At 69.4% G+C, this 23,702-nt stretch carries 23 protein-coding genes; 16 read left to right on the top strand and 7 right to left on the bottom strand.

Going from position 1 to position 23,702, the window contains the following annotated elements:
- Nucleotides 1-20 precede the first annotated feature (20 nt).
- The 5 genes from AC1C2S_RS01945 (at nt 21) to AC1C2S_RS01925 (ending at nt 3,817) form a co-directional block, all read left to right on the top strand.
- Nucleotides 21-440 (top strand): cytidine deaminase, encoded by a 420-nt coding sequence (locus tag AC1C2S_RS01945; RefSeq protein WP_495350855.1) that lies wholly within the window; start codon nt 21-23, stop codon nt 438-440.
- Entirely contained in the window at nt 437-1,738 is a 1,302-nt protein-coding gene (locus AC1C2S_RS01940) for a thymidine phosphorylase (RefSeq protein WP_495350854.1), read from the top strand. Before AC1C2S_RS01945 ends, AC1C2S_RS01940 begins: the two co-directional genes overlap by 4 nt.
- 161 nt (nt 1,739-1,899) lie before the next feature.
- On the top strand, nt 1,900-3,021 hold the full coding sequence (locus AC1C2S_RS01935; protein WP_495350853.1) for an adenosine deaminase: 1,122 nt from the start codon (nt 1,900-1,902) through the stop codon (nt 3,019-3,021).
- A 56-nt stretch (nt 3,022-3,077) separates the two neighbouring features.
- On the top strand, nt 3,078-3,536 hold the full coding sequence (locus AC1C2S_RS01930) for a PTS sugar transporter subunit IIA (RefSeq protein WP_495350852.1): 459 nt from the start codon (nt 3,078-3,080) through the stop codon (nt 3,534-3,536).
- Nucleotides 3,533-3,817 (top strand): PTS sugar transporter subunit IIB, encoded by a 285-nt coding sequence (locus AC1C2S_RS01925; RefSeq protein WP_495350851.1) that lies wholly within the window; start codon nt 3,533-3,535, stop codon nt 3,815-3,817. Before AC1C2S_RS01930 ends, AC1C2S_RS01925 begins: the two co-directional genes overlap by 4 nt.
- Before the next feature lie 14 nt (nt 3,818-3,831).
- On the opposite strand, the gene AC1C2S_RS01920 is transcribed toward AC1C2S_RS01925, so the two are convergent.
- On the bottom strand, nt 3,832-5,535 hold the full coding sequence (locus AC1C2S_RS01920; RefSeq protein WP_495350850.1) for a phospho-sugar mutase: 1,704 nt from the start codon (nt 5,533-5,535) through the stop codon (nt 3,832-3,834).
- An 88-nt stretch (nt 5,536-5,623) separates the two neighbouring features.
- Complete coding sequence (locus AC1C2S_RS01915) at nt 5,624-6,451, bottom strand: purine-nucleoside phosphorylase (RefSeq protein ID WP_495350849.1); 828 nt, start codon at nt 6,449-6,451, stop codon at nt 5,624-5,626.
- Between the two features lie 84 nt (nt 6,452-6,535).
- On the opposite strand from AC1C2S_RS01915, the gene AC1C2S_RS01910 reads away from it, so the two are divergent.
- Nucleotides 6,536-7,966: an NAD(P)H-quinone dehydrogenase gene (locus tag AC1C2S_RS01910; protein WP_495350848.1), complete on the top strand. Its 1,431-nt coding sequence runs from the start codon at nt 6,536-6,538 to the stop codon at nt 7,964-7,966.
- A gap of 380 nt (nt 7,967-8,346) precedes the next feature.
- Here AC1C2S_RS01910 and AC1C2S_RS01905 read toward each other — a convergent pair whose 3' ends face one another.
- Entirely contained in the window at nt 8,347-10,128 is a 1,782-nt protein-coding gene (locus tag AC1C2S_RS01905) for an acetyl/propionyl/methylcrotonyl-CoA carboxylase subunit alpha (protein WP_495350847.1), read from the bottom strand.
- Nucleotides 10,129-10,225: 97 nt separating this feature from the next.
- Entirely contained in the window at nt 10,226-10,876 is a 651-nt protein-coding gene (locus AC1C2S_RS01900; protein ID WP_495350846.1) for a Maf family protein, read from the bottom strand.
- Between the two features lie 46 nt (nt 10,877-10,922).
- Between AC1C2S_RS01900 and AC1C2S_RS01895 the strand changes: the two genes are divergently transcribed.
- From AC1C2S_RS01895 to AC1C2S_RS01880, 4 genes are read left to right on the top strand one after another with little or no spacing between them, the layout of a single operon-like run.
- Complete coding sequence (locus tag AC1C2S_RS01895) at nt 10,923-12,263, top strand: class I SAM-dependent RNA methyltransferase (RefSeq protein ID WP_495350845.1); 1,341 nt, start codon at nt 10,923-10,925, stop codon at nt 12,261-12,263.
- Nucleotides 12,264-12,282: 19 nt separating this feature from the next.
- On the top strand, nt 12,283-12,972 hold the full coding sequence (locus AC1C2S_RS01890) for a response regulator (RefSeq protein WP_495350844.1): 690 nt from the start codon (nt 12,283-12,285) through the stop codon (nt 12,970-12,972).
- Entirely contained in the window at nt 12,959-14,191 is a 1,233-nt protein-coding gene (locus tag AC1C2S_RS01885; RefSeq protein ID WP_495350843.1) for a sensor histidine kinase, read from the top strand. Before AC1C2S_RS01890 ends, AC1C2S_RS01885 begins: the two co-directional genes overlap by 14 nt.
- Nucleotides 14,188-15,210 carry a DUF8320 family protein gene (locus AC1C2S_RS01880; RefSeq protein ID WP_495350842.1) on the top strand — a complete coding sequence of 341 codons (1,023 nt, stop codon included), beginning with the start codon at nt 14,188-14,190 and terminating at the stop codon, nt 15,208-15,210. Before AC1C2S_RS01885 ends, AC1C2S_RS01880 begins: the two co-directional genes overlap by 4 nt.
- Nucleotides 15,211-15,482: 272 nt before the next feature.
- On the opposite strand, the gene AC1C2S_RS01875 is transcribed toward AC1C2S_RS01880, so the two are convergent.
- Both AC1C2S_RS01875 and AC1C2S_RS01870 read right to left on the bottom strand, forming a co-directional pair.
- Nucleotides 15,483-15,713, bottom strand: coding sequence for an acyl-CoA carboxylase epsilon subunit (locus tag AC1C2S_RS01875; protein WP_495350841.1), 231 nt, complete (start codon nt 15,711-15,713; stop codon nt 15,483-15,485).
- A gap of 8 nt (nt 15,714-15,721) precedes the next feature.
- A complete protein-coding gene (locus tag AC1C2S_RS01870; protein WP_495350840.1) occupies nt 15,722-17,320 on the bottom strand; it encodes an acyl-CoA carboxylase subunit beta in 1,599 nt (532 codons plus the stop codon).
- A gap of 173 nt (nt 17,321-17,493) precedes the next feature.
- Between AC1C2S_RS01870 and AC1C2S_RS01865 the strand changes: the two genes are divergently transcribed.
- From AC1C2S_RS01865 to AC1C2S_RS01855, 3 genes are all read left to right on the top strand, one after another.
- A complete protein-coding gene (locus AC1C2S_RS01865) occupies nt 17,494-18,423 on the top strand; it encodes a biotin--[acetyl-CoA-carboxylase] ligase (protein ID WP_495350839.1) in 930 nt (309 codons plus the stop codon).
- 6 nt (nt 18,424-18,429) lie between these two features.
- On the top strand, nt 18,430-18,996 hold the full coding sequence (locus tag AC1C2S_RS01860) for a PH domain-containing protein (protein WP_495350838.1): 567 nt from the start codon (nt 18,430-18,432) through the stop codon (nt 18,994-18,996).
- Between the two features lie 210 nt (nt 18,997-19,206).
- Nucleotides 19,207-19,953 carry a DarT ssDNA thymidine ADP-ribosyltransferase family protein gene (locus AC1C2S_RS01855; protein WP_495350837.1) on the top strand — a complete coding sequence of 249 codons (747 nt, stop codon included), beginning with the start codon at nt 19,207-19,209 and terminating at the stop codon, nt 19,951-19,953.
- Between the two features lie 52 nt (nt 19,954-20,005).
- On the opposite strand, the gene AC1C2S_RS01850 is transcribed toward AC1C2S_RS01855, so the two are convergent.
- Complete coding sequence (locus AC1C2S_RS01850; protein ID WP_495350836.1) at nt 20,006-20,548, bottom strand: GtrA family protein; 543 nt, start codon at nt 20,546-20,548, stop codon at nt 20,006-20,008.
- A gap of 99 nt (nt 20,549-20,647) precedes the next feature.
- Between AC1C2S_RS01850 and AC1C2S_RS01845 the strand changes: the two genes are divergently transcribed.
- From AC1C2S_RS01845 to AC1C2S_RS01835, 3 genes are all read left to right on the top strand, one after another.
- On the top strand, nt 20,648-21,766 hold the full coding sequence (locus tag AC1C2S_RS01845) for a 5-(carboxyamino)imidazole ribonucleotide synthase (RefSeq protein WP_495353175.1): 1,119 nt from the start codon (nt 20,648-20,650) through the stop codon (nt 21,764-21,766).
- Between the two features lie 102 nt (nt 21,767-21,868).
- Nucleotides 21,869-22,336 (top strand): 5-(carboxyamino)imidazole ribonucleotide mutase, encoded by a 468-nt coding sequence (gene purE, locus AC1C2S_RS01840; protein ID WP_495353174.1) that lies wholly within the window; start codon nt 21,869-21,871, stop codon nt 22,334-22,336.
- Entirely contained in the window at nt 22,333-23,697 is a 1,365-nt protein-coding gene (locus tag AC1C2S_RS01835; RefSeq protein WP_495350835.1) for an LCP family protein, read from the top strand. Before purE ends, AC1C2S_RS01835 begins: the two co-directional genes overlap by 4 nt.
- Nucleotides 23,698-23,702: the final 5 nt, after the last annotated feature.

Below are 23,702 nucleotides of genomic sequence, written 5' to 3'. Positions count from 1 at the left end.
ATCCTGAACGGGGGAGCACCATGACCGCAACGGATGCGATCGACTGGAACGAGCTCCGCGGGCGTGCCCGCGAGGCGATGGCGAAGGCGTACGCGCCGTACTCGGGATTTCCGGTCGGCGCTGCCGCGATCGTCGACGACGGCCGCATCGTGAGCGGATGCAACGTCGAGAACGCCTCCTACGGCGTCACTCTCTGCGCCGAGTGCTCGCTCGTCTCGGCGCTCGTCATGTCGGGCGGCGGAAAGCTCGTCGCGTTCGCCTGCGTCGACGGGCACGGCGGCGTGCTGATGCCGTGCGGGCGTTGCCGGCAGCTGCTCTACGAGCACTCCGCCGAAGGCATGCTGCTCGACACGGTCTCGGGCATCAAGACGATCGACGAGGTGCTGCCCGACGCGTTCGGCCCGCGGCAACTCGCCGAATTCAAGGGAACACACGCATGAGCGCGGTCGAACCGTTCGATGCCGTCGACCTGATTCGCGCCAAGCGCGACGGCCACGAACTCGAGACCCCCGAGATCGACTGGCTCATCGACGCGTACACGAGGGGCTACGTCGCAGACGAGCAGATGTCGGCGATGACCATGGCGATCTTCCTGAACGGCATGACTCGCCGCGAGATCCGTGACCTGACGATGGCCATGATCGCCAGCGGTGAGCGCATGGACTTCTCGGGGCTCGGTAAGCCCACGAGCGACAAGCACTCCACCGGGGGCGTCGGCGACAAGATCACTCTGCCGCTCATGCCGCTCGTCGCGACGTTCGGCGTCGCGGTGCCGCAGCTCTCGGGTCGCGGGCTCGGTCACACCGGCGGCACGCTCGACAAGCTCGAGTCGATTCCCGGCTGGCGGGCCGAGATCACGAATGACGAGATGTTCGCACAATTGCGCGACGTCGGCGGCGTGATCTGCGCGGCGGGTGCGGGCCTCGCCCCAGCCGACAAGAAGCTCTACGCGTTGCGTGACATCACGGGCACGGTCGAGGCGATTCCGCTCATCGCCTCCTCGATCATGTCGAAGAAGATCGCCGAGGGCACGGGCGCACTCGTGCTCGACGTGAAGTTCGGTTCGGGTGCGTTCCTCACCGACATCGACCGTTCGCGCGAGCTCGCCCGCACGATGGTCGAACTCGGCGAAGACGCGGGTGTCGCGACCTCCGCCCTGATCACGAACATGAACGTGCCGCTCGGCCTCACGATCGGCAACGCCAACGAGGTGCGCGAATCGGTCGAGGTGCTCGCCGGTGGCGGACCAGCGGATGTCCGTACGCTCACCGTCGCCCTCGCACGCGAGATGCTCGCGCTCGCCGGGCGGCCCGACGTCGATGTCGAGGCGGCGCTCGACGACGGCCGTGCGATGGACACGTGGCGCCGCGCCATCCGGGCCCAGGGCGGCGACCCCGACGCCGCGCTTCCTGTGGCGCGCGAGCAGCACGTCGTGACGGCCGAGCGTGACGGTGTGCTCGTCGCGCAGCAGGCGCTGCCGTTCGGCATCGCTGCGTGGCGTCTCGGCGCCGGCCGGGCTCGCAAGCAGGACCCCGTGCAGCATGCCGCCGGTATCGAACTGCACGCCAAGCCCGGCGACGCCGTGCGAAAGGGCGAGCCGCTCTTCACGCTGCACGCCGACGAGCCGGCTCGCTTCGCGCGGGCGCTCGCGGCCGTCGAGGGGGCGTGGCGCATCGGCGATGCCGGCGACCCCATCGACGACGGCGGCCCGCTCATCGCCGACCGCATCGGTCGCTGATCGCTCGTCCCGCACGATCCTTCGTCGCCGCGAGTCGCTCTTCTCCTCACGCCTCACGCTCCGCACTTCGCGTCCCGACGTTCCGCGTCTCTCGACCGTCTTCACCGTCTTGCTTCGAGAATGCCGAGACTTCGCGGGCGGCCTGTCGCTATCGTTGACTCGTGAACACGATTCCGACGGAGTACCGCCTCGAAGGCGACGGCACGAACATCCAGTCCCTGCCGAAGATCTCGCTGCACGATCATCTCGATGGCGGAGTGCGCCCGCAGACCCTCATCGAACTCGCCGACGAGATCGGGCTCGACACGCCGGCCGCCGACGCTGAGGCGCTCGGTCGATGGTTCACCGATCAGTCGAACTCGGGTTCGCTCGTCGAATACCTGAAGACGTTCGACCTCACGACGGCCGTCATGCAGACGCGGGCGGGCCTCAGCCGCGTCGCGCGCGAGTTCGTGCAAGATCTCGCGGCCGACGGCGTGATCTACGGCGAGATCCGCTGGGCGCCTGAGCAGCACCTGACGCGCGGCCTCAGTCTCGACGAGACCGTCGAGGCCGTGCAGGCGGGCATCGAGCAGGGCATCGACGACGCCCGGAGCCAGGGCCACGGCATTCTCGCCGGCCAGCTCGTCACCGCCATGCGGCACGCCGAGCGCGGCCTCGAGATCGCCGAGCTCGCCGTGCGTCACCGCGACCGGGGCGTGGTGGGCTTCGACATCGCCGGCGCCGAGGCGGGGTTCCTGCCGAGTCGCCACCGCACGGCGTTCGACTACCTCGCGAGCCAGTACCTGCCGGTCACCGTGCACGCCGGCGAGGCCGATGGGCTCGAGTCCATTCGCAGCGCGCTGTTCGACGGTCGTGCCCTGCGTCTCGGCCACGGTGTGCGCATCGCCGAAGACCTCCTCATCGATCGTCAAGACGACGAGAACACCTACGTGTCGCTCGGTCCGATCGCCCAGTGGGTGCGAGACCGTGAGATCGCGCTCGAGCTGAGCCCGTCGTCGAACCTGCAGACCGGCGCGATCGCCGCGTGGGGCGACGAACTCATCGACCACCCGTTCGACCTGCTGTACCAGCTGGGCTTCCGTGTGACGGTCAACACCGACAACCGCCTGCAGTCGGGCACGAGCCTCACTCGTGAGCTCTCGCTCCTCAGCGATGCCTTCGGCTACGACCTCGACGACTTCGAGACGTTCCAGTTGAACGCGGCGGCATCGGCATTCCTGCCGCTCGACGATCGCGAGCAGCTCATCGAACAGATTCAAGACGGCTTCGACGAAGCCTGACGCGCGTTTGCCCCGATCCACCGCGCGCCCGCCTGCATCACCCTGAACGGACCCACATGACCCTCCCGCCGCTTCCCGACGACGCGATCGTGCTCGGTGCGCACGTCGACGACTGGCGCGCCGCGGTCCGCGAGGCGGGCCGCGCACTCGTGCGCTCCGGGTCGACCCGTTCGGAGTACGCCGAGCGCATGATCGCGGTGATCGAGGAGTTCGGCGCCTACGTGGTCATCGCCCCGGGCCTTGCGCTCGCGCATGCGCGACCCGGCTCCGATGTGCGCCGCGAGGGGCTCGCAGTCGTGACGCTCGCCGAGCCGGTGCCGTTCGGTCACCCGCACAACGATCCGGTGCGAGTGGTCGTCGGACTCGCAGTGTCGAACGCCGAAGAGCACGTGGCATCCGTCGCCAAGCTCGCCAACGCATTCAACGACAGTGGCATCGTCGGGCGCATCGCGAGGGCGACCACGGCCGACGAGGTGCGTGCGCTGCTCGGCTACGCCGGCGAGGCGGGCGCATGAAGATCATCGCTGTCTGCGGGCTGGGCATCGGCACCTCCGCGATCCTGAAGGTCAACGCCGAGCGCGCACTCGACCGCCTGGGGCTCTCGGCCGATGTCGATGCGAGCGACCTCGCTGGCATCGCGGCAGCGGCTGCGGATGCACAGGTGATCCTGACCTCGACCGAGCTGGCCGGGGCGGTGCGCACCGCGATCGGTCGCAGCTTCGCCGAGATCATCGAGGTCTCGAATTACTTCGACGTCGACGAGATCGGCGCGAAGCTCGCGACCTCCCTCGGCTGACGGCCCAGGCGTGCCTACGCCACCAGCTCCCGCATACCGTTTTCAAGCGCTGCGACAGCGGCGGATGCCGCGGCGCGACGCTCGGCTACCGATCCGGTCTCGCTGACGGCGTCGATGTAGACCTTGAGCTTCGGCTCGGTTCCGCTCGGGCGCACCATCACTCGGGCGCCGCCGTCGAGCACGATGCGCAGCACGTCTGAGGGCGGCAGCTCGCCGAATCCGTCGGCGAGGTCTTCGATGCGTTCGACCCGGATGCCGCCGACGGAGGCGGGCGGCTTGGCCCGCAGCCGAGACATGATCTCGCCGATGTGGGCGAGTTCGGTGACCCGGATCGAGATCTGGGCCGAGTCGTGGCATCCGAACCGCTCGACGAACGCGTCGAGATGATCGGCGACCGTGCGGCCCTCGGCTTTGAGTGCCGCCGCGAGGGAGAGGAAGGCGATGCCGGCCGAGATGCCGTCTTTGTCGCGCACCGTGCCGGGATTCACGAGGTAGCCGAGTGCCTCTTCGAATCCGAAGACGAGGGCGGGCGCCCGGGAGATCCACTTGAATCCCGTGAGCGTCGCCTCGAAGTCGAGGTCGTATGCGCGGGCGATGGCCTCGAGGCCGGGGGAGGAGACTATCGAGCAGGCGAGGGCACCGTTCGGGCCCGAGTCGCCCGAGACGTCGGCGGCGCGTTCGGCGGCCTGCCAGCCGAGGATGAGCCCGACCTCGTTGCCCGTGAGGCGCCGGTAGCCCGCCTCGACGGAGCCGTCGGGAATCGCGAGGGCGAGACGGTCGGCATCGGGGTCGTTGGCGACGACGAGCTCGGCCCCGACCTCGCGGGCGCGCGCGAAGGACAGGTCCATTGCGCCGGGTTCCTCGGGGTTCGGGAACGCCACAGTCGGGAAGGCGGGGTCGGGTGCGATCTGCTCTTCGACGAGTGCGGGCGCATCGAAGCCGGCGGCCTCGAGCACGCTCGACATGGTCTGCCAGCCGACGCCGTGCATGGCCGTGTAGACGACTCGCGGTTGCGCCGTCGGCGTGGCTGCGACCGCGGCCGTCTGCCGCACGTACTCATCGATCACCGACTCTGCGGCGGTCTCGACGACGCCGCGGGGCAGCTCGAGCACGTTGACCGTGTCGGCGACCCCGAGGATGTGCCGGGCGATTTCGGCGTCGGCGGGCGGCACGATCTGCGAGCCCCGATCTTCGCCACCGAGGTATACCTTGTAGCCGTTGTCGTTCGGCGGGTTGTGCGAGGCCGTCACCATCACGCCGGCTGAAACATCGAGGTGACGTACCGCGAAGGCGAGCACCGGGGTCGGCAGCAGACGCGGCATGAGTATGGCGCGTACGCCGGCGCCCGCGATGATCTCGGCCGTGTCGCGCGCGAACACGGCGGAGTTCTTCCGACCGTCGTAACCGATGACGACCGACGGCGTCTGGCCGAGCTCGGCATGATCGATCACGTACGCCGCGAGCCCTGCAGCCGCCTGGGAGACGAGCACGCGGTTCATGCGGTTCGGGCCCGCGGCGATCTCACCGCGCAATCCGGCCGTGCCGAATGCGAGCCGCTCGTCGAAGCGATCGGCGAGGTCCGCGGATGCCGCGGGGTCGCCGCCCCGCACCGCGTCGATGATCGCGGCGAGCTCGGCCCGCGTCTCGGGGTCCGGATCTTGACGGAGCCACGCTTCGGCACGGGTGATCCGCTGCTGGTCGGCGTCGGTCTGCGACATCCGTTGCTCCTTAGTGAGTCGCTCGCTCGCTCAGTCTGTCGAGGCGAGCTGTTGGTGCTCCCTTCGACAGGCTCAGGGAACGAGTTGCCTAGAGTTCGGCGACGATCTTGGCGAGCAGGCTGGAGATCACCGGTTCGGCCGAGCGGCCGGCTTCGAGGACCTCTTCATGGCTCAGCGGCGACTGCTGGATGCCGGCGGCGAGGTTGGTGATGAGCGACATGCCGAGCACCTCCATACCCGACTGGCGGGCGGCGATCGCCTCGAGCGCCGTCGACATGCCGACGATGTGGCCGCCGATGATCTTCGCCATCTGCACTTCGGCCGGTGTCTCGTAATGCGGCCCGCGGAACTGGCAGTACACGCCCTCGTCGAGTTCGGGCGAGACGGTGCGCGCGAGGTCGCGGAGCCGCTTCGAGTAGAGGTCGGTGAGGTCGACGAAGGTCGCGCCCTCGAGCGGCGAGTCGGCCGTGAGGTTGATGTGGTCGCTGATCAGCACAGGGGTGCCGGGCGTCCAATGCTCGGTGATGCCGCCGGCGCCGTTCGTGAGGATCATCGTCTTCGCGCCGGTCGCAGCGGCCGTGCGCACCGAGTGCACGACGCGGCGCACCCCGTGGTCTTCGTAGTAGTGGGTGCGGGCGCCGATGACGAGGGCGCGCTTGCCGCTCGGCAGCAGCACCGAGCGCAGCGTGCCGACGTGCCCTTCGAGCGCGGGCTTGGAGAACCCGGGCACCTCGGTTGCGGCGATCGTGTGCGTCGTCTCGCCGATGAGCTCGGCGGCCCGGCCCCAACCGCTGCCGAGGGTGAGGGCGATGTCGTGGCGTTCGACGCCCGTGAGCTCCGCGATGCGGTCGGCCGCGAGGGCGGCGATCGCGAAGGGGTCGGCAGTCGGGTCGTCGAGCGGGTTGGCGGCGTGCATCATCCCACTCTAAATGAGCCACGGATGCCGCGGCATCCGCTGCTCGTTTGCTGGCCGGGCGGCCGCAGCTGACAGAATGTGAGCATGGCCTACGAGTTCGAGCGCACGCAACGCATTGCCATCCTCGGAGGAGGACCCGGGGGATATGAGGCGGCCCTCGCGGGCGCACAGCTCGGGGCGGAGGTCACCCTCATCGAGCGGGCCGGCGTCGGCGGCTCCGCCGTGCTCACCGATGTCGTGCCGTCGAAGTCGCTCATCGCCACTGCAGAGGCGTCGAACGCCGTGAAAGAGGCGGCCGACCTCGGCGTGCAGTTCTATGCGAAGGGGTCCTCCGACAAGGCGGTCAAACCCGAGGTGGCGATCAACCTCGCGGCCGTCAACAAGCGGCTGCTCGGTCTCGCCGCCCAGCAGTCCGAAGACATGCGCGGCAACCTCATCGAGGCCGGTGTGAAGCTCGTTCAGGGCGAGGGTCGCCTCGACGGGCCGAACGCGGTCATCGTCTCGACGGCGAAGGGCGGCACCGATTTCGACCGCATCGAGTCTGACACGCTCGTCATCTCGGTCGGCGCTTCACCCCGCGTGCTGCCGACGGCGGTGCCCGACGGCGAGCGGATCCTCACGTGGACGCAGCTCTACCACCTGCAGCAGGTTCCCGAGCACCTCATCGTCGTCGGCTCGGGCGTCACGGGCGCGGAGTTCGCTTCCGCGTACCTGGCGCTCGGCGCGAAGGTGACGCTCATCTCGAGCCGCGACCAGGTGCTGCCGGGCGAAGATGCCGACGCGGCATCCGTCATCGAGAAGGTCTTCAAGCGCAACGGCATGAAGGTCATGAACAAGTCGCGTGCCGAGTCGGTGGTGCGTGACGGCGACAGCGTCGTGGCGACCCTGACCGACGGGCGCGAAGTGCGGGGCAGTCACTGCCTGATGGCGGTCGGCTCGGTACCGAACACGACCGATATCGGGCTCGAAGAGGCCGGCGTGCAGTTGTCCGAGAGTGGTCACATCCGCGTCAACCGGGTGGCCCGCACCTCCATGCCCAACATCTACGCCGCGGGCGACTGCACGACGTTCCTGCCGCTCGCCTCGGTCGCCTCGATGCAGGGTCGCACGGCGGTGTTCCACGCCATGGGCGACATCGTGAACCCGCCCGAGCTGCGCAACATCACCTCGAACATCTTCACGCAGCCTGAGATCGCCACGGTCGGCTGGACTGAGAAGGAGATCGAAGAGGGCGTCGTACCCGGAGTGGTCTACAAGCTGCCGCTCTCGTCGAACCCGCGCGCCAAGATGATGGGCATCCGCGACGGCTTCGTGAAGCTCTTCGCCTCGAGCGGGTCGGGCGCCATCATCGGCGGCGTCATCGTCGCGCCGAAGGCCTCGGAGCTCGTGTTCCCGATGGCGCTCGCCGTGGAGCACCGGCTCACGGTCGACCAGTTCGCCGAGGCGTTCCCGGTCTACCCGTCGCTCAGCGGTTCGCTGACGGATGCGGCGAGGGCGATGCACATCGTACGCTGAGGTGACTCGGTGCCGCGGTGGCGGCGCCGACCCCAGGGGTGGCGATGAAGCTGGGCAACCATGACCGGTCGCGTCGTACGCGCGGTGACGATCCTGATCGCAGCAGGTCTGCTACTGACGGGGTGCGTCGTGGCGCCACTCGATCCCACTCCGTTGCCGACCGCGACAGCCGAGCCCGCACCCTCGTTCGCGCCGAGGTGAGCGCATGTACGAGTCGTGGACGGACACGTACTGAAGTACGCGAACGCGAACGCGGTCTCGGTCAACCAATGGGGCGGTCCGAGCAACCCAACGGTCGAAAGTGTGATCTCTGCGCCGTGGAATTTCGGGATCGGTCACGTCTGATCCCGCGTGTCGCTCGCTGAAGTTCCGAAGAGTGCTCAGGCGGCCGCGGGGGGGTCGATGATCGCGAGCAGCAGGTGACCGCTCGAGACGGTGGCTCCGGCCTCGGCGTTCACGAGGCCGACGACACCGTCTTTGTGGGCGAGGATCGGCTGCTCCATCTTCATGGCCTCGAGCACGAGCACGAGGTCGCCCTTGACGACGTGGTCGCCTTCGACGACCGCGACCTTCACGATGGTCGCCTGCATCGGCGCCTTCACGGCGTCGCCGGTCGCGGTGGCGACCGAGTGGGCGGCGGTGCGGCGGCGAGGCGCGGGGCCGGCGGTGCGCGAAGCGGATGTCCCGCCTGCGAGTCGCTTCGGCAGGGTGACCTCGACCCGGCGACCCGCGACCTCGACGATGACGCTCGTGCGTGCGTCGGGGCCGCTCGTCTCGGCGAGTTCGCCCGACCATGGCTCCAGCTGGTTGTCGTACTCGGTCTCGATCCAGCGCGTGTGGATCGAGAACGGCTCGTCGCCCTCGGGCGCGAACGCCGGGTCGTTCACGATGTCGCGGTGGAAGGGCAGCACGGTCGGCAGCCCGGCGACCTCGAACTCGTCGAGGGCGCGGCGGGCCCGCTCGAGCGCATCGCGGCGGCTCGAGCCCGTGACGATGAGCTTGGCCAATAGGGAATCGAACGCACCCGAGATCTCGTCGCCGGTCGTCACGCCCGAGTCGACGCGCACGCCGGGGCCGCCCGGGAAGCGCAGCACGTGCACCGGGCCCGGGGCGGGCAGGAAGCCGCGACCAGGGTCTTCGCCGTTGATGCGGAACTCGATCGAGTGACCGGTCGTGACGGGGTCGGCGTAGTCGAGCACACCGCCCTCAGCGAGGCGGAACTGTTCGCGGACGAGGTCGATGCCGGTGACCTCTTCGGAGACCGGGTGCTCGACCTGGAGGCGGGTGTTCACCTCGAGGAACGAGACCGTGCCGTCTTGGCCGATGAGGAACTCGCAGGTGCCTGCGCCCACGTAGCCCACCTCGCGGAGGATCGCCTTCGAGGACTCGTAGAGCAGCGTGGTCTGGGCCTCGGTGAGGAAGGGCGCCGGTGCCTCTTCGACGAGCTTCTGGTGGCGACGCTGCAGCGAGCAGTCGCGGGTCGAGACGACCACGACGTTGCCGTGTGCGTCGGCGAGGCACTGGGTCTCGACGTGGCGCGGCTTGTCGAGGTACTTCTCGACGAAGCACTCGCCGCGGCCGAACGCCGCGACGGCTTCGCGGGTGGCCGACTCGAAGAGCTCGGGCACCTCTTCGCGGGTGCGGGCGACCTTGAGGCCGCGCCCGCCGCCGCCGAACGCGGCCTTGATCGCGACGGGCAGGCCGTGCACGTCGACGAAGTCCAGCACCTCGGAGGCATCCGCCACCGGGTTCAGGGTGCCGGGCGCGAGCGGCGCACCGACCTTTTCGGCCACGTGCCGTGCGGAGACCTTGTCGCCGAGGCGTTCGATCGCCTCGGGCGACGGCCCGATCCAGACGATGCCGGCGTCGATGACGGCGCGGGCGAAGTCGGGGTTCTCGGCCAGGAAGCCGTAGCCGGGGTGCACGGCGTCGGCACCTGAACGGCGGGCGACCGAGAGGATCTTCTCGATCACGAGGTAGGTGTCGGCGCTCGTGCTGCCGTCGAGTGCGTAGGCCTCGTCGGCGAGTTTCACGTGTCGCGCGTCGCGGTCTTGATCGGCGTAGACGGCGACGGAGCGGAGGCCGGCGTCACGGGCGGCCCGGATGACGCGGACGGCGATCTCGCCACGGTTGGCGATGAGGACCTTGGTGATTCGCGGCATAATGCTCAAGCCTATTGCGCGGGGCGGGTCGCCCTTTGGGTGCCTTCCACAAAAAGAGCGGATGTCTCTTGCGGACCTCGACAATCGCGTCTGAACGTCAACCTGTCGCGCCCGTGCGGTTCCAGAGCGAAGGCCAGGCGACGCCGAGTTCCCGCACGAGGTCGCGCAGCGTCGACAGGGAGAGGCCGACGACGGTCGACGGGTCGCCTTCGACGCGCCGGATGAATGGGCCGCCGAGACTGTCGATCGTGAACGCGCCGGCCACGAGCAACGGCTCGCCCGAGGCGATATACGCGTCGATCTCGGCCTCGTCGAGCGCCGCGAAGCGCACCGTCGCGACATCCGCTCGCCCGACCGCACCGTGCACCCGGCCGCCGCGGTGGTCGATCAGCCAATGCCCCGACCACAGCTCGCCGTGTCCGCCGTTCTGGGCGAGCCAGCGCTGCTTCGCCACCTCGGGCCGATGCGGCTTGCCGTGGATGGCGCCGCCGGTGAGGAACGCCGAGTCGCCGCCGAGGATGAGCCCGTCGATCGGCACGCCGTCGGGCTCGGCGCCGACGAGCGCCTCGGCCTTCGCTCGAGCCAGGAGCTGCACCATCTCGCGCGCTGCCAACGGCCCCGCCTCGGCTTCGCGCGCGGCGACGACGGCCTCCTCGTCGACGCCGGGCGGCGCCGCGATCGGCTCGATGCCGGCGGCACGGAGGGTCTGCAACCTGGCGGGCGAGGTCGAGGCGAGGTAGAGGCGCATGTGTCCATCCTGCCTCGGGGCGCCGGCGCTGTGGAATGCTCGTTGCATGGCAGAGAACCGACGTCCCCGTCGTCCAGGCGCGCGCAGGCAGACGCGGTCGCCCCGCCCGGCGCCGAAACCGCCCGCCACCGACGGCCCGGTGATCGAGGTCGAGATCGAGCGGGTCGCGCACGGGGGAGTGTTCGTCGCCCACCACGAGGGTCGCGTGGTGTTCGTCGCCGATGCGATTCCCGGTGAGCGCGTCGCGGCACGGGTCAGCGACCAGGGGCGTGAGCGGTTCTGGCGCGCCGAGACCGTGTCGGTGCTCGATGCGTCGCCCGATCGTCGCGAGCACGTCTGGGCCGAGGCATCCGTCGACCGCGCGCCCGAGCTGCGGGCAGGGGGCGCCGAGTTCGGCCACATCCTGATGCCGCGGCAGCGTGCGCTGAAGGGCGAGGTGCTGCGCGAGGCGCTCTCGCGAATGGCGGGCGTCGACACCGACGTCGAGGTTCGACCCGTCGACCCGCTGCTCGCGCCAGGGGCCTCTGTCGAGACCGGAACGGGCTGGCGCACCAGGATGCGCCTCCACGTCGGCCCAGACGGTCGTGTGGGGCCGTACGCCGCCCGAAGCCACTCGGTCGTGCCCGTGGCATCCGTGCCCCTCGCAGTACCCGAGCTCGAGGCGCTGGCGCCGCTCGACGACCGATTCCCGGGTGCGAGCGCGATCGACCTCGTCGCGCCGAGCGCCGGCGACCCGGCGATCGTCCTGGTCGAGGGCGAGCGGATGTCTCGTGGCCCGCGCACCACGATCGAGGAGCGTGTGGGCGATCGCGCCTTCCAGCTCGATCGCGACGGCTTCTGGCAGGTGCACCGAGGTGCCGCGGCGACCCTCACTCGCGCGGTGCAGGAACTCATCGACGGTGACCTGTTCGACCCGCGTGCGGCCAACCACGACCTCTACGGCGGTGTCGGGCTGCTCGCGGCCGCCGTCGGCGACCGTTTCGGTGAGACGGTGCGCATCACGACCGTCGAGTCCGATGCGCGCGCGACCGAGCACGCCGGGGCGAACCTCGCCGAGTGGATCGGTGCCCGCGCGGTGACCGCGCGCGTCGACCGCTACCTCGACGAGCTCGCGGCGAGCTCCGGCGCAACCGAACGCGGGCGCTTGCGCGACGCCACGATCGTGCTCGACCCGCCGCGCTCCGGCGCGGGCCGCGCAGTCGTCGAGCGGCTCGCCGAACTTCGCCCGCGCCAACTCGTCTACGTGGCATGCGACCCGGTGGCCTTCGCCCGCGACGTCGGACTCTTCCGCGGGCTGGGCTACGAACTCGACGAGCTGCGCGCGTACGACCTGTTCCCGAATACCCACCATGTCGAAGCGGTCGCACGGCTCCGCGCTATCGTGTGAACGTGGAACAGGGGAAGTCGTGACCGCAGCAACGGCCGGAACAACAGGGGCTGCGGCGACCGTCGCGATCGTCGACGACCATGAGGCCGTTCGGCTCGGCCTTCGGGCCGCGTGCCGTGACGCCGGATACGACGTCGTGATCGATGCGGCGAGCGTGCCCGAACTGCTCGCCGGACTCGCGGGTCGAGGCTGCGACGTCGTGGTCCTCGATCTCTCGCTCGGCGACGGGTCATCGGTGACCGAGAACGTGCGTGCCGTTCTGGCGACCGGCAGTGCGGTGCTCGTGCACAGCATCGCCGACCGGGTCGCTGCGGTGCGGGAGTCGCTCGCCGCGGGCGCTGCCGGCGTGATTCCGAAAGCCTCTCCGATGTCGGCCGTGATCGGTGCGATCGCCACGGTCGCCCGCGGCGAGGTGCTCAACAACGTCGAGTGGGCCAGCGCGATCGAGGCCGACCGCGACTTCGCGAAGGCGCAGCTCGGGCGCCGTGAGCACGACGTGCTGCATCTCTACGCGTCCGGTCTGCCGTTGAAGCTCGTTGCAGCGCAGCTCGGCATCGCGCACTCTACGGCGCGCGAGTACCTCGACCGGATCCGCGCGAAGTACATCGAAGTCGGCCGCCCTGCCCCGACCAAGGTCGACCTGCTCCGCCGGGCTGTGGAGGACGGAATCCTCCCCGGGCTCGACGATGGCGGAGATGCCCGCCGTTGATTGGCGGGTGACGCGCCTCGCGCGTCGCCGGTCCACGGTGACCCGCGCACAGGTCGAAACGGTCGCCGGTCGCGCCCTCGGACTCTTCGGGCTCGTATTCGGAGCGCAGACGGTGCCCGTGGCCCTCGAGCAGGCCGCCGCGCTCATCGATGGTGCGGGTGCTGCCCTCATGGCCGTGATGTATGGTGCGATCGTCGCGCTCACCGTCGCAACGGTGACGAAGGTCGCGGTGCGCGCCGCCTGTCTCGGCTTCGCAGCCCTGTACGCGCTGGCGCTCGCGGTGTGGCCGTTCCTTGTCGCCGATCCTGCGGCACTCGACGGCAGCGCCCCCTGGCTCTACTACCTCTGCACGGTCGCGACGACGGCCGCGGTGATCGGGGTACTGCCGATCTGGGCCGCTGCCTACACGCTCGTCATCCCGGCCGTGTACGGCGTCATCCGGCTGTCACCGGCCGGCGGTGACGCCGGTCCGCTGCTGGCGGTGCTCGACGCGCTCTACGCGGTCGTGCTGGGTGTCGTCGTGCTCGTGATCATCACGATGCTGCGTCAGGCCGCCGAATCGGTCGACTCCGCGCAAGAGGCGGCACTGCAACGGTACGACGTCGCCGCCCGGCAGCACGCCAACGAGATCGAGCGCGTGAAGATCGACGCCCTGGTGCACGACAGTGTGTTGACGACGCTGCTCTCCGCCGCGGTGGCCACATCGCCCGAGCAGCAGTTGCTCGCGGCCCGGATGGCACGTGACGCCGTGCACCGCCTCGACGAAGCGGGCGCAACCGGCCCGCGTGCGCTCGACCGCGTCGGACTGCCGGTGCTGGTGCGTCGGCTGCGCGCCGCGCTCACCACGTTCAACACGCCGTTCACCGTGCGAGTCGTCAACGCTGGTGGGGTCGAACTGCCGGTGGAGGCGATGGAGGCGCTGTACGCGGCGGCGGTGCAGGCGATGGTCAACAGTCTGCAGCACGCCGACGAGCCCGGACTCTCGACGAGACGCGAGTTGCGCATCCGCGGGGTGCGGGCCGGCGGTTGCGTCATCGAGATCGCCGACAACGGGCGGGGGTTCGAGATCGATCGAGTGCCCGCGGAGCGGCTCGGCTTGCGCGTGTCGATCGAGGAACGCATGGTGAACGCCGGGGGCGCCGCCGAGATCGAATCGCAGATCGGACACGGCACGACCGTGACGATCGCCTGGCCGGTCGGGGCACGGGGCGGCTCATGATCTCCATTCCCCGCTGGCTCCTCCTCGTGCTCGGGGCGCTGTTCTCCACCTATCACGTCGTGCTCGGCATCTATTCGCTCGATGTGCCCGCGTCACCGTGGCCGGCGATCGGGGCGCTCCTGCTGTATTCGACGGCCACCGCCCTGAGCCTGTGGCCGACGAGGCGCGTGCGGATGCCCGACTGGCTCGCGGCCTTCTGCCTCGCGGTCTCGATCGTGCTGCCGCTGCTCGTGACGAGTCAACTCGATCCCGACGCCGAGAACGGCTACGCCACCTGGTACGTCGCCGCGGTCGGCACGCTCATGACGATCACCGCTGCCCGCCGCCAGCAGACTGCAGCATGGCTCGGCGTCATCGTTCTCGCCGTGCAGACCGTGGTGTGGGCGGGGCCGCTGGCACTCGGCAGCCTGGGCGTGATCGGCAGCGTCGTGTGGGTCGGCATCGCGCACATGCTGACCAAGGCGTTGACGGTGGCGGCACGGGAGACGAGGCGGTATGCGCAGGCCGAACGCGAGGCGGCGGCGTGGCAGGCCGCACAAGACGCGCACCTGTTCGAGGGGCGCATGCGACTCGCGCACACCAACCGACTCGCGGCGCCGATGCTGCGGCGCATCGCCGACCGCAATGGTCGGCTGACCGAGGCGCAGCGTGCCGAGTGCCGCATGCTCGAGGCGGCGATCCGCGATGAGATCCGCGGCCGGATGCTGCTCACCGATGCCGTTCGCGTCGAAGTGCAACGCGCTCGCTCTCGGGGCATCACCGTCACGTTGCTCGACGAGGGCGGCATCGACGACCTCGACGAAGCGATGCGCGATCGCGTGCTGTCCCGCTTGGCCGAAGCGGTTGCCGGTTCGAGGGCCGACCGCATCATCGCCCGTACCGCAGCGGAGGGATCACCCGTGGCGGTCACCGTCGTGGGCCTACGCGAGGCCGAAGGCGGCGACTCGGACTCGGATTCGGACTCGGACTCGGACGAGGCCGAGGTCGAGCTGTGGCTGGAGATCCCGCGGCATTCGTGAACGCTTCGCCCGCGGCATCCGTGGTTCGGCGCGAATGCGCCCAGACGAGGAATTTGCCCGGACAAGAAGGTGGGGGACCGATCTGAGATCGGCCCCCCATCAAGCCCGAGTCACGGCGACAACCCGAATATCGCCCTGACTCGCCCCCAACTGTCATCGGTTACCCGACCGATGACGATGGCGACTCCTATGGAGCCTGCACGATCAATACTGGTACACGGGTGGGCGGGGGCAAAGTCGTCATTTCGGGGGACACGATGAGGACACGGCGTTCAGCGAGATGCGCGCACCCAACGGCCGGCGCCGACGTCGAGCGGTCGGCGCATGGCCCCGCCGCTGCGCACCCAGGCGCTGCGCCCGTCGTCGGCGACGGATGCCGCGGATGACGCCTCCCCGTCGAGTGCGGCGAGGAGCACGGCGGTGACGGCCGCGGCGTCGCCCGGGGTGACGTCGTGGCTCGTGAATCGCAGCGCGGGGGCGCGGTCGTCGATGTCGTCGTCCATGTCGCTCCCTAGAGGGGGATGTTCCCGTGCTTCTTCGAGGGCAGGCTGGCACGCTTGGTTCGGAGCGCACGGAGCGCCTTCACGACCGAGACCCGGGTGGCCGCCGGCTCGATGACACCGTCGAGCTCGCCGCGCTCGGCGGCGAGGAAGGGTGAGGCCACGTTGTAGGTGTACTCGTTCGCGAGTTTCGTGCGCACGGCCGCGACGTCTTCACCGGCACTCTCCGCCGCCTTGATCTCAGCGCGGTAGAGGATGTTGACGGCGCCCTGCCCGCCCATGACGGCGATCTCGGCGGTCGGCCAGGCGAGGTTGATATCGGCACCGAGCTGCTTGGAGCCCATGACGATGTAGGCGCCGCCGTAGGCCTTTCGGGTGATGACGGTGATGAGCGGCACCGTCGCCTCGGCGTAGGCGTAGAGCAGCTTCGCCCCGCGGCGGATGACTCCGGTCCACTCCTGCTCGGTGCCGGGGAGGTAGCCCGGCACATCGACGAGCGTGAGGATCGGGATTGAGAACGCGTCGCAGAAACGCACGAAGCGGGAGGCCTTCTCGCCGGCGGCGATGTTCAGGGTGCCGGCCATCTGGCTCGGCTGGTTCGCGATGATGCCGACCGAGCGGCCCTCGACCCGGGCGAAGCCGATCAGGATGTTCGGAGCGAACAGCGGCTGCACCTCGAGGAAGTCCCCGTGGTCGACGATGCCGTCGATGACCGCGTGCATGTCATAGGGCTGGTTGGGCGAGTCGGGGATGACGGTGTTCAGCCGACGGTCTTGGTCGGTGATCTCGAGTTCGGCTTCGGCGTCGTAGACGGGGGCATCCGTCATATTGTTGTCGGGCAGGAACGAGATGAGCGTGCGCGCGTAATCGAGCGCATCGGATTCGTCGCTCGCGAGGTAGTGCGCGACGCCCGACACCGCGTTGTGCGTGAGCGCGCCGCCGAGCTCCTCCATGCCGACGTCTTCGCCCGTGACGGTCTTGATCACGTCGGGGCCGGTGACGAACATCTGGCTCGTCTTGTCGACCATGATGACGAAGTCGGTGAGGGCGGGGGAGTAGACCGCGCCGCCCGCCGCTGGGCCGCACACGATCGAGATCTGCGGGATGACGCCGGATGCTTGCGTGTTGCGGCGGAAGATCTCGCCGTACTTGCCGAGCGCGACGACGCCCTCTTGGATGCGCGCGCCGCCCGAATCGAGGATGCCGATGATGGGCACACCGGTCTTCAGGGCGAGCTCCATGACCTTGATGATCTTCTCACCAGCGACCTCACCGAGGGAGCCGCCGAAGATGGTGAAGTCCTGCGAGTACACCGCGACCTGCCGGCCGTGGATGGTGCCGGTGCCCGTGACGACGGCGTCGCCGTAGGGGCGCTTGGCCTCCATGCCGAACGAGTGCGTGCGGTGCCGTACGAACTCGTCGAGCTCGACGAACGAACCGGGATCGAGCAGCTCGGAGATGCGCTCGCGCGCCGTCATCTTGCCCTTGGCGTGCTGCTTCTCGATGGCAGCTTCACCCGAGGCCGTCACAGCCTCGTGGTAGCGCAGCTTGAGGTCGGCGAGCTTGCCGGCGGTCGTGGAGAGGTCGGGGCCGTCAGTCGCTTCGGTCACGCCGTTCACTCTACCGGCGAACATCCGGCCGACTTCCTTGACGGAATCCTACAAATACCGCCCCGACGCTGGTGGCTATCGCCAGCCGCCAGTCCCCGCCCAGCCGCCCCTCCCGGCCGAGTTGCCGCGATATGGCGATATTCGGGCAACTCGGCGGTGGGTAGGGTGATGCCATGGATTGGGAGCGATCGCGCGCGGCGGTGTCACGGTTCGAGTTCCTCGCCGAGGCGGGGTCGACCAATGATGAGTTGCGCGAGGCTGCGAGCGGGGCGCATGCCGCGCAGTGGGGTCACGGCGCAGTGCTCGTCACCGACAACCAGACGCGCGGCCGAGGCCGCCTCGGGCGTGTGTGGCTCGCGCCGACGGGGAAGACGCTGGCGATCTCGGTGCTGCTTCGGCCCGAGCTCGAGGGCGGCGCGCCATTCCCGGCCGATGCCTACGGCTGGATCCCGCTCATCGCGGGGGCGGCGATGACCGAAGCGGTGCGCCGGGCCGTGCCCGTCTCGCTCCCTGAGCCCGGTTCGCTCCCTGAGCCCGTCGAAGGGAGCGCTCCCGCGTCACCCGCTCGCTTCGACAAGCACAGCGAGCACGCAGCCGAAGGCCGCACTGGAGGTGTCGAGGTCGAGCTCAAATGGCCCAACGACGTTCTCGTCTCGGGCTACAAGATCTGCGGCATCCTCTCGGAACTGCTGCCCCCTTCGACGGTCTCAGGAACCGCGGGAGCCGTGATCGTCGGCGCCGGCCTCAACCTGACGCTCGACGAGCACGACCTGCCGACGCTCACCTCGACGTCCCTGTTGCTCGTCACCGGTGAGCAGCCCGATGCCGACGCCGTATTGGCCGATTACCTGGCGACGTTGCTCGAGATGTTCGCCGCATTCGCCGCCTCGGGAGCGGATGCCTCGGCGAGCGGCATCGCCGGCAGGGTCAGCGCCCTCTGCGGCACGCTCGGCACCGAAGTCCGGGTCGAACTTCCCGGCGGCCGCGAGCTGCTCGGCCGCGCCGAGCGCCTCGACGACGACGGCCGACTCGTCGTGATCGACCGTGAGAACGGCGAGCCGTGGTCTGTCGCCGCCGGAGACGTGACCCACCTGCGGTATTAATGGCGTATGAGGCAAGCCGCGACACCCGACGCCGCTGCTGCCGCGCCGGCGCAGCCGCCCGAGCGCGTCGTCGCACGGGTGCGGCGACACGCACGGGTGTTGACGATTCCCGCGATACTTCTCGTCGCGGTCGCCGGTGCCACCGCCTTCGGTCTCAGCCTCGCCCCCGAGCTCTGGCAGGATCTCGCGATCGTGGGCGGGGCGGTACTCGTCGTGTTGCTCGGCTCGTTCCTGCCGTACATCGGCTGGCTGACGAGACGCACGACGATCACCACCCGGCGCATCATCGTGCGCAGCGGCATCTTCGTGCGCGTGCGACAGGAGTTGCTGCACAGCAGGGGATACGACGTGTCGGTGCGCCGCAACTGGGTGCAGAGCGCGTTCGGCTCGGGCGACGTGCGCATCAACACGGGTCATGAGCAGCCCTTCGTCCTGAAAGATCTGCCGAAACCCGAGCTCGTGCTCGGCGCGCTGCAGGAACTCATGGGCGAGGAACACTCCCGGATCGCCGACCGACGGCGTGCCGAACAGTCGACGATCGACGGCGATACGGTCGCCTGGGGCGGCCGCTGACGACGCTCGTTGTCGCGGGCCGTCGAACGCGATGCAGCAGGACCTCTCCAAAGGACGTAACGTTGACAGGTGGTCTCGTGCGCCCCCGAGTGCGAGCCACACGATGAAGGGTTCCTCTTGGCCGACGAATGCAAACACGGTTTCGATGACGGCCTCTGCGCCATCTGCTTCCCGCCGCCGGAGCCGGAGCCCAAGCCTGCGCCCGCGCCGGTGGCTCGATCCGCACGCTCCTCGACGACCAGGAACGGCCGCCCGCCGGCTCGCGTACCCGGCGCCTCGCGCCCCGCGATCGCCTCCGACGCGCCGCGCCTCGACCTGAAGGCGATGCGCATCTACCACGTGACGCACATCGACAATCTCCCGCCGATCCTCGACGCGGGGGCACTGCTGGCGGATGCCGCAGGCGCGGTGCCGGTCATCGACCTCGCCGCGCCCGATGCTCGTGAGTACCGACGCGGCGCGGCGATCGGCGACACCGACACGGTGGTCGCCGACTACGTTCCGTTCCTGCTCACGACCGATGCTCACGTGTGGAACGCGGTGCGAACCGCCACTCCAGACCCGCGGCTTCGCGCAGAGGCCGTGAAGCGCGCTCCCGCAGACTTCGTCATCTTCGTGAGCTCACTGGCGAGCGTGCAGGCCGGCAACGCAGACGTGCCCGGTGCGATCGTCGTGAGCGAAGCGGATGCCGCGGTTGCAGGTGCGGCCGTCGCATCCGAGTGGTCCGACGTGCAGCGCCTCCTGCAACGACTGCACCGCGACGAAGAGGGTGCCGGTCTCGACGGCGCCGAACTGCTCGTGCGCGAGTGCCTGCCGCTCGACAGTGTCGCGCTCATCGCAGTGGCCAACGACCCGGTGCGCGACCGGGTGCGTGCAGCGCTCGCCGGCGCAGGCGTGCGCGCGCGGGTCGCGGTGTATCCGCCGTGGTTCCAGCCGACCGTCGAGGCGGCGGAGTAGCAGAAACGGTGCACGCTGCCGGTCGAAGCGGGGTCGGCTTCCTTCCACGTGCTCAGGGAGCGGCTGCACTGTCGGGCTCCTCGAAGAGTGTGCGCTGCGCCTCCTCGACGCGGGCGAGGTTCGAGAGTCCGTCGGAGCGGTGGTGTCCGAACACCCAGTAGCGGTAGAGCACGAACCGGAACGCGGTGCCGAGCGCGAGGCCGACGACGTTCGTAGCGATGTTGTCTGCCACGAGACTCGTGTAGCCGAGCCAATAGTGACTGACCCAGAGGCATCCGAGCGCGATGGCCATGCCGCCGAGGGAGACGATGACGTACTCGGCGAACTCGCGAACGTAGTTGCGGCGGCGGTGGTTGCGGAACGTCCAGTAGCGGTTGCCCAGCCAGTTGAAGATGATGGCGACGCTCGTGGAGATCGTCTTCGCGCCGATCGCCGATTGCGCCCAGTGGTCGTCACCGAAGACGCCGAGGCGCAGCAGGTTGAAGAGTGTGACGTCGATCACGAGGCCGATCAGCCCGACGACGCCGAACTTCACCGCATAGGCGAGCAGGCCGTTCCAGAGGCGTGCGAGGGCGCTCGCGAGGCGGGTGGACACCGGCACATCCTATGCCGTCGGCCGCGGCCTAGACTGAACAGGGCGCCCGCGCGGGCGCCGTTGACGGCGGCGAACGGAGTGCAAGGCGTGCGAGTCGGAGTGATCGGTGGGGGGCAGCTGGCCCGGATGATGATTCCCGCGGCGATCGAGCTCGGCGTCGATATTCGGGTGTTCGCCGAGGCCGACGGCATGTCCGCGGCGATCGCGGCCGATCGCGTCGGCGACTACACCGATGCCGCAGCAGTGCTCGCGTTCGCGCGCGACGTCGACGTCGTGACGTTCGACCACGAACACGTGCCGCAAGACGTGCTGCACGCCCTCGTCGACGCGGGGGTGCCGGTGCATCCCGGCCCCGATGCGCTGCGCTTCGCTCAAGACAAGCTGCTCATGCGCGAGCGCCTGTCCGAACTCGGTCTGCCGGTGCCCGACTGGGCCCGTGTCGAGACCGTCGCCGAGCTCGACGACTTCATCGCAGCCCATGACGGCATCGCCGTGGTGAAGACCCCCCGCGGCGGATACGACGGCAAGGGCGTGCGTGTCGTGCGCAGCGCAGCCGAGGTCGCCGAGTGGTTCGTCACGATCGCCGAAGACGGGCGCGACGGGGCGCTCCTCGTCGAGGAACTCGTCGACTTCCGCCGCGAGCTCGCGCAGCTCGTGGCCCGCCGACCCTCCGGCGACGTCGCGGCGTGGCCGCTCGTCGAGACCCTGCAGGTGGGCGGCGTCTGCAGCGAGGTCATCGCGCCTGCGCCCCACTCGGCCGGCAGGCTCGCGGATGTCGCGGCCGACGTCGCGATCACGATCGCCGAAGGGCTCGGGGTCACGGGCGTGCTGGCAGTGGAGCTCTTCGAGACCACCGACGACCGTATTCTCGTCAACGAGCTCGCGATGCGCCCCCACAACAGCGGGCACTGGTCGATGGACGGCTCAACCACCGGGCAGTTCGAGCAGCATCTGCGGGCCGTGCTCGATCTGCCGCTCGGCGCCACCGGCAGCCACGACGAGTGGTCGGTCATGGTGAACGTGCTCGGCGGCCCGGCCGAGGGGTCGCTCGCCGACCGGTACCCCGAGGCGCTCGCCGGGCATCCGACCGTGAAGATCCACAACTACGGCAAGGCGCCGCGGCCGGGCCGCAAGATCGGTCACGTCACGGCGATCGGCGACGATCTCGACGAGGTCGTCTACGAGGCGCGGGCGGCCGCAGCGATCTTCCAGGACTGACAACGAGTACGGGGCGTGCCCTGCGGTCATCTCCCAGCACCCGCCCGTACACTCGATCAAGTGACTGAGACGAACACGCCCGCCCCGCTCGTCGGCGTCGTGATGGGATCCGACTCCGACTGGAACGTGATGCGCGAGGCATCCGCCCTGCTCGACGAGTTCGGCGTCGCGCACGAGGTCGAGGTCGTCTCCGCGCACCGTACGCCCGAGAAGATGATCGCCTATGGCAAGCAGGCGGCTGCTCGCGGCCTCAAGGTCATCATCGCCGGTGCCGGGGGAGCGGCTCACCTGCCCGGCATGCTCGCCTCGGTCACCACATTGCCCGTCGTCGGAGTGCCGGTGCCGCTCTCGCGACTCGACGGTCTCGACTCGCTGCTCTCCATCGTGCAGATGCCCGCCGGTGTGCCGGTCGCGACCGTCTCCATCGGGGGCGCGAAGAACGCTGGCCTCATCGCGGTGAAGATCCTCGCGACCGCCGACCCCGCTCTCTCGACCGCACTCGCCGACTACGCCACCGACCTCGCAGCGCTCGTCGAGGAGAAGAACGAACGGCTCAAGCAGAACCGATGACGCTCGCCGCCAGCCCGATCCGCTACCCGGACATCGCCTCGCGCACGGTCATGACCCGCCGCGCGTGGTGGCTCGTCGTGCTCAATTTCCTGATCCCCGGCGCGCCGCAGGTGCTCGCCGGCAGCCGCCGGCTCGGCCGGTTCGGGCTCGGTACCACGCTGACGCTCTGGACCCTCGCGATCGTGGCGCTCGTCGTGTGGTTGATCTGGCCAGCGACGCTGTACACGATCTTCTCGATGTCGATCACACTCTGGGTCGTCGCCGCGGTGCTCGCCTTCTACGCGGTGCTCTGGGTGATCTTGACCTTCGATACGCTGCGGCTCGTACGGCTCGTGAAGACCGCGCCGTCGGCGCGCGCCTGGGTGGCCGCGTTCTCGGTGCTCCTCATGGCGGGCGTCTCGGGCACAGCCGCCTATGGTGCCTATTTCGCGACGACGGCGAGCGGATTCATCTCCTCGGTCTTCGTGGCCGGCCCGTCGAAGGAACCCGTCGACGGCAAGTACAACTTCCTCCTGCTCGGTGGCGACGCCGGGCCCGACCGTGACGGGCTCCGGCCCGACAGCATCACCGTCGTCAGCGTCGACGCCGAGACCGGTCAGGCCGTGACGATCGGCCTGCCGCGCAACATGGTGGACGTGCCGTTCCCCGAGGGCAGCCCGCTCGCCGAGCTCTACCCAGAGGGGTACGGTTCGATCGACGGCTGCGAGGTCGACGTCTGCATGCTGAACTCGATCTACACCGAGGTCGAGCTCGTGAGCCCCGAGATGTACCCCGACGCAGTCGCACAGGGCAGCGAGCCCGGCATCGAGGCGATGCGCGATGCCGCCGAGGCGATCACCGGGCTCGAGATCCAGTACTACGCGCTCATCGACATGGCCGGGTTCCAGCAGATGATCGACGCCCTCGGCGGCGTCACGGTGAACGTGCCTGAAGACGTGCCGATCCACGCCGACGAGACGTTCACGACCGTCGCCGAGTGGATTCCGGCGGGGGAGCAGCACCTCGACGGCTACCATGCACTCTGGTACGCACGTTCTCGCCACGGCACGAGCGACTACGACCGGATGGCACGCCAGCGGCAGATCCAAGAGGCCGTGCTCGCCCAGTTCAATCCCGCGAACGTGCTGTCGAAGTTCCAGGAGATCGCGGCGGCGGGCTCGCAGGTCGTGAAGACGGATGTCCCGCAGGGCAGCCTGGGCTACTTCGTCAACCTCGCGGGCAAGGCGAAGCAGCTGCCGATCATCGATGTCGAACTCGTGCCCGCGAACGACGTGGACCCCGAAGAGCCCGACTACGAGTACATCCGGCAGCTCGTGCAGCAGGCGGTACATCCCCCGACGGCCGAGCCGCCCGAGGGGTAGCCTCT

The organism is Agromyces sp. Y782 (assembly GCF_059445405.1).
Note: the sequence above shows the minus strand (reverse complement) of the source record. Positions and strands in the feature narration are given on the sequence as shown.

Coding starts and splice junctions, on each gene's coding strand:
- AC1C2S_RS01945 (WP_495350855.1), top strand. CDS start 21: ATGACCGCAACGGATGCGATCGACTGGAACGAGCTCCGCGGGCGTGCC.
- AC1C2S_RS01940 (WP_495350854.1), top strand. CDS start 437: ATGAGCGCGGTCGAACCGTTCGATGCCGTCGACCTGATTCGCGCCAAG.
- AC1C2S_RS01930 (WP_495350852.1), top strand. CDS start 3,078: ATGACCCTCCCGCCGCTTCCCGACGACGCGATCGTGCTCGGTGCGCAC.
- AC1C2S_RS01925 (WP_495350851.1), top strand. CDS start 3,533: ATGAAGATCATCGCTGTCTGCGGGCTGGGCATCGGCACCTCCGCGATC.
- AC1C2S_RS01920 (WP_495350850.1), bottom strand. CDS start 5,535: ATGTCGCAGACCGACGCCGACCAGCAGCGGATCACCCGTGCCGAAGCG.
- AC1C2S_RS01915 (WP_495350849.1), bottom strand. CDS start 6,451: ATGCACGCCGCCAACCCGCTCGACGACCCGACTGCCGACCCCTTCGCG.
- AC1C2S_RS01910 (WP_495350848.1), top strand. CDS start 6,536: ATGGCCTACGAGTTCGAGCGCACGCAACGCATTGCCATCCTCGGAGGA.
- AC1C2S_RS01905 (WP_495350847.1), bottom strand. CDS start 10,128: ATGCCGCGAATCACCAAGGTCCTCATCGCCAACCGTGGCGAGATCGCC.
- AC1C2S_RS01900 (WP_495350846.1), bottom strand. CDS start 10,876: ATGCGCCTCTACCTCGCCTCGACCTCGCCCGCCAGGTTGCAGACCCTC.
- AC1C2S_RS01895 (WP_495350845.1), top strand. CDS start 10,923: ATGGCAGAGAACCGACGTCCCCGTCGTCCAGGCGCGCGCAGGCAGACG.
- AC1C2S_RS01885 (WP_495350843.1), top strand. CDS start 12,959: ATGCCCGCCGTTGATTGGCGGGTGACGCGCCTCGCGCGTCGCCGGTCC.
- AC1C2S_RS01880 (WP_495350842.1), top strand. CDS start 14,188: ATGATCTCCATTCCCCGCTGGCTCCTCCTCGTGCTCGGGGCGCTGTTC.
- AC1C2S_RS01875 (WP_495350841.1), bottom strand. CDS start 15,713: ATGGACGACGACATCGACGACCGCGCCCCCGCGCTGCGATTCACGAGC.
- AC1C2S_RS01865 (WP_495350839.1), top strand. CDS start 17,494: ATGGATTGGGAGCGATCGCGCGCGGCGGTGTCACGGTTCGAGTTCCTC.
- AC1C2S_RS01860 (WP_495350838.1), top strand. CDS start 18,430: ATGAGGCAAGCCGCGACACCCGACGCCGCTGCTGCCGCGCCGGCGCAG.
- purE (WP_495353174.1), top strand. CDS start 21,869: ATGGGATCCGACTCCGACTGGAACGTGATGCGCGAGGCATCCGCCCTG.
- AC1C2S_RS01835 (WP_495350835.1), top strand. CDS start 22,333: ATGACGCTCGCCGCCAGCCCGATCCGCTACCCGGACATCGCCTCGCGC.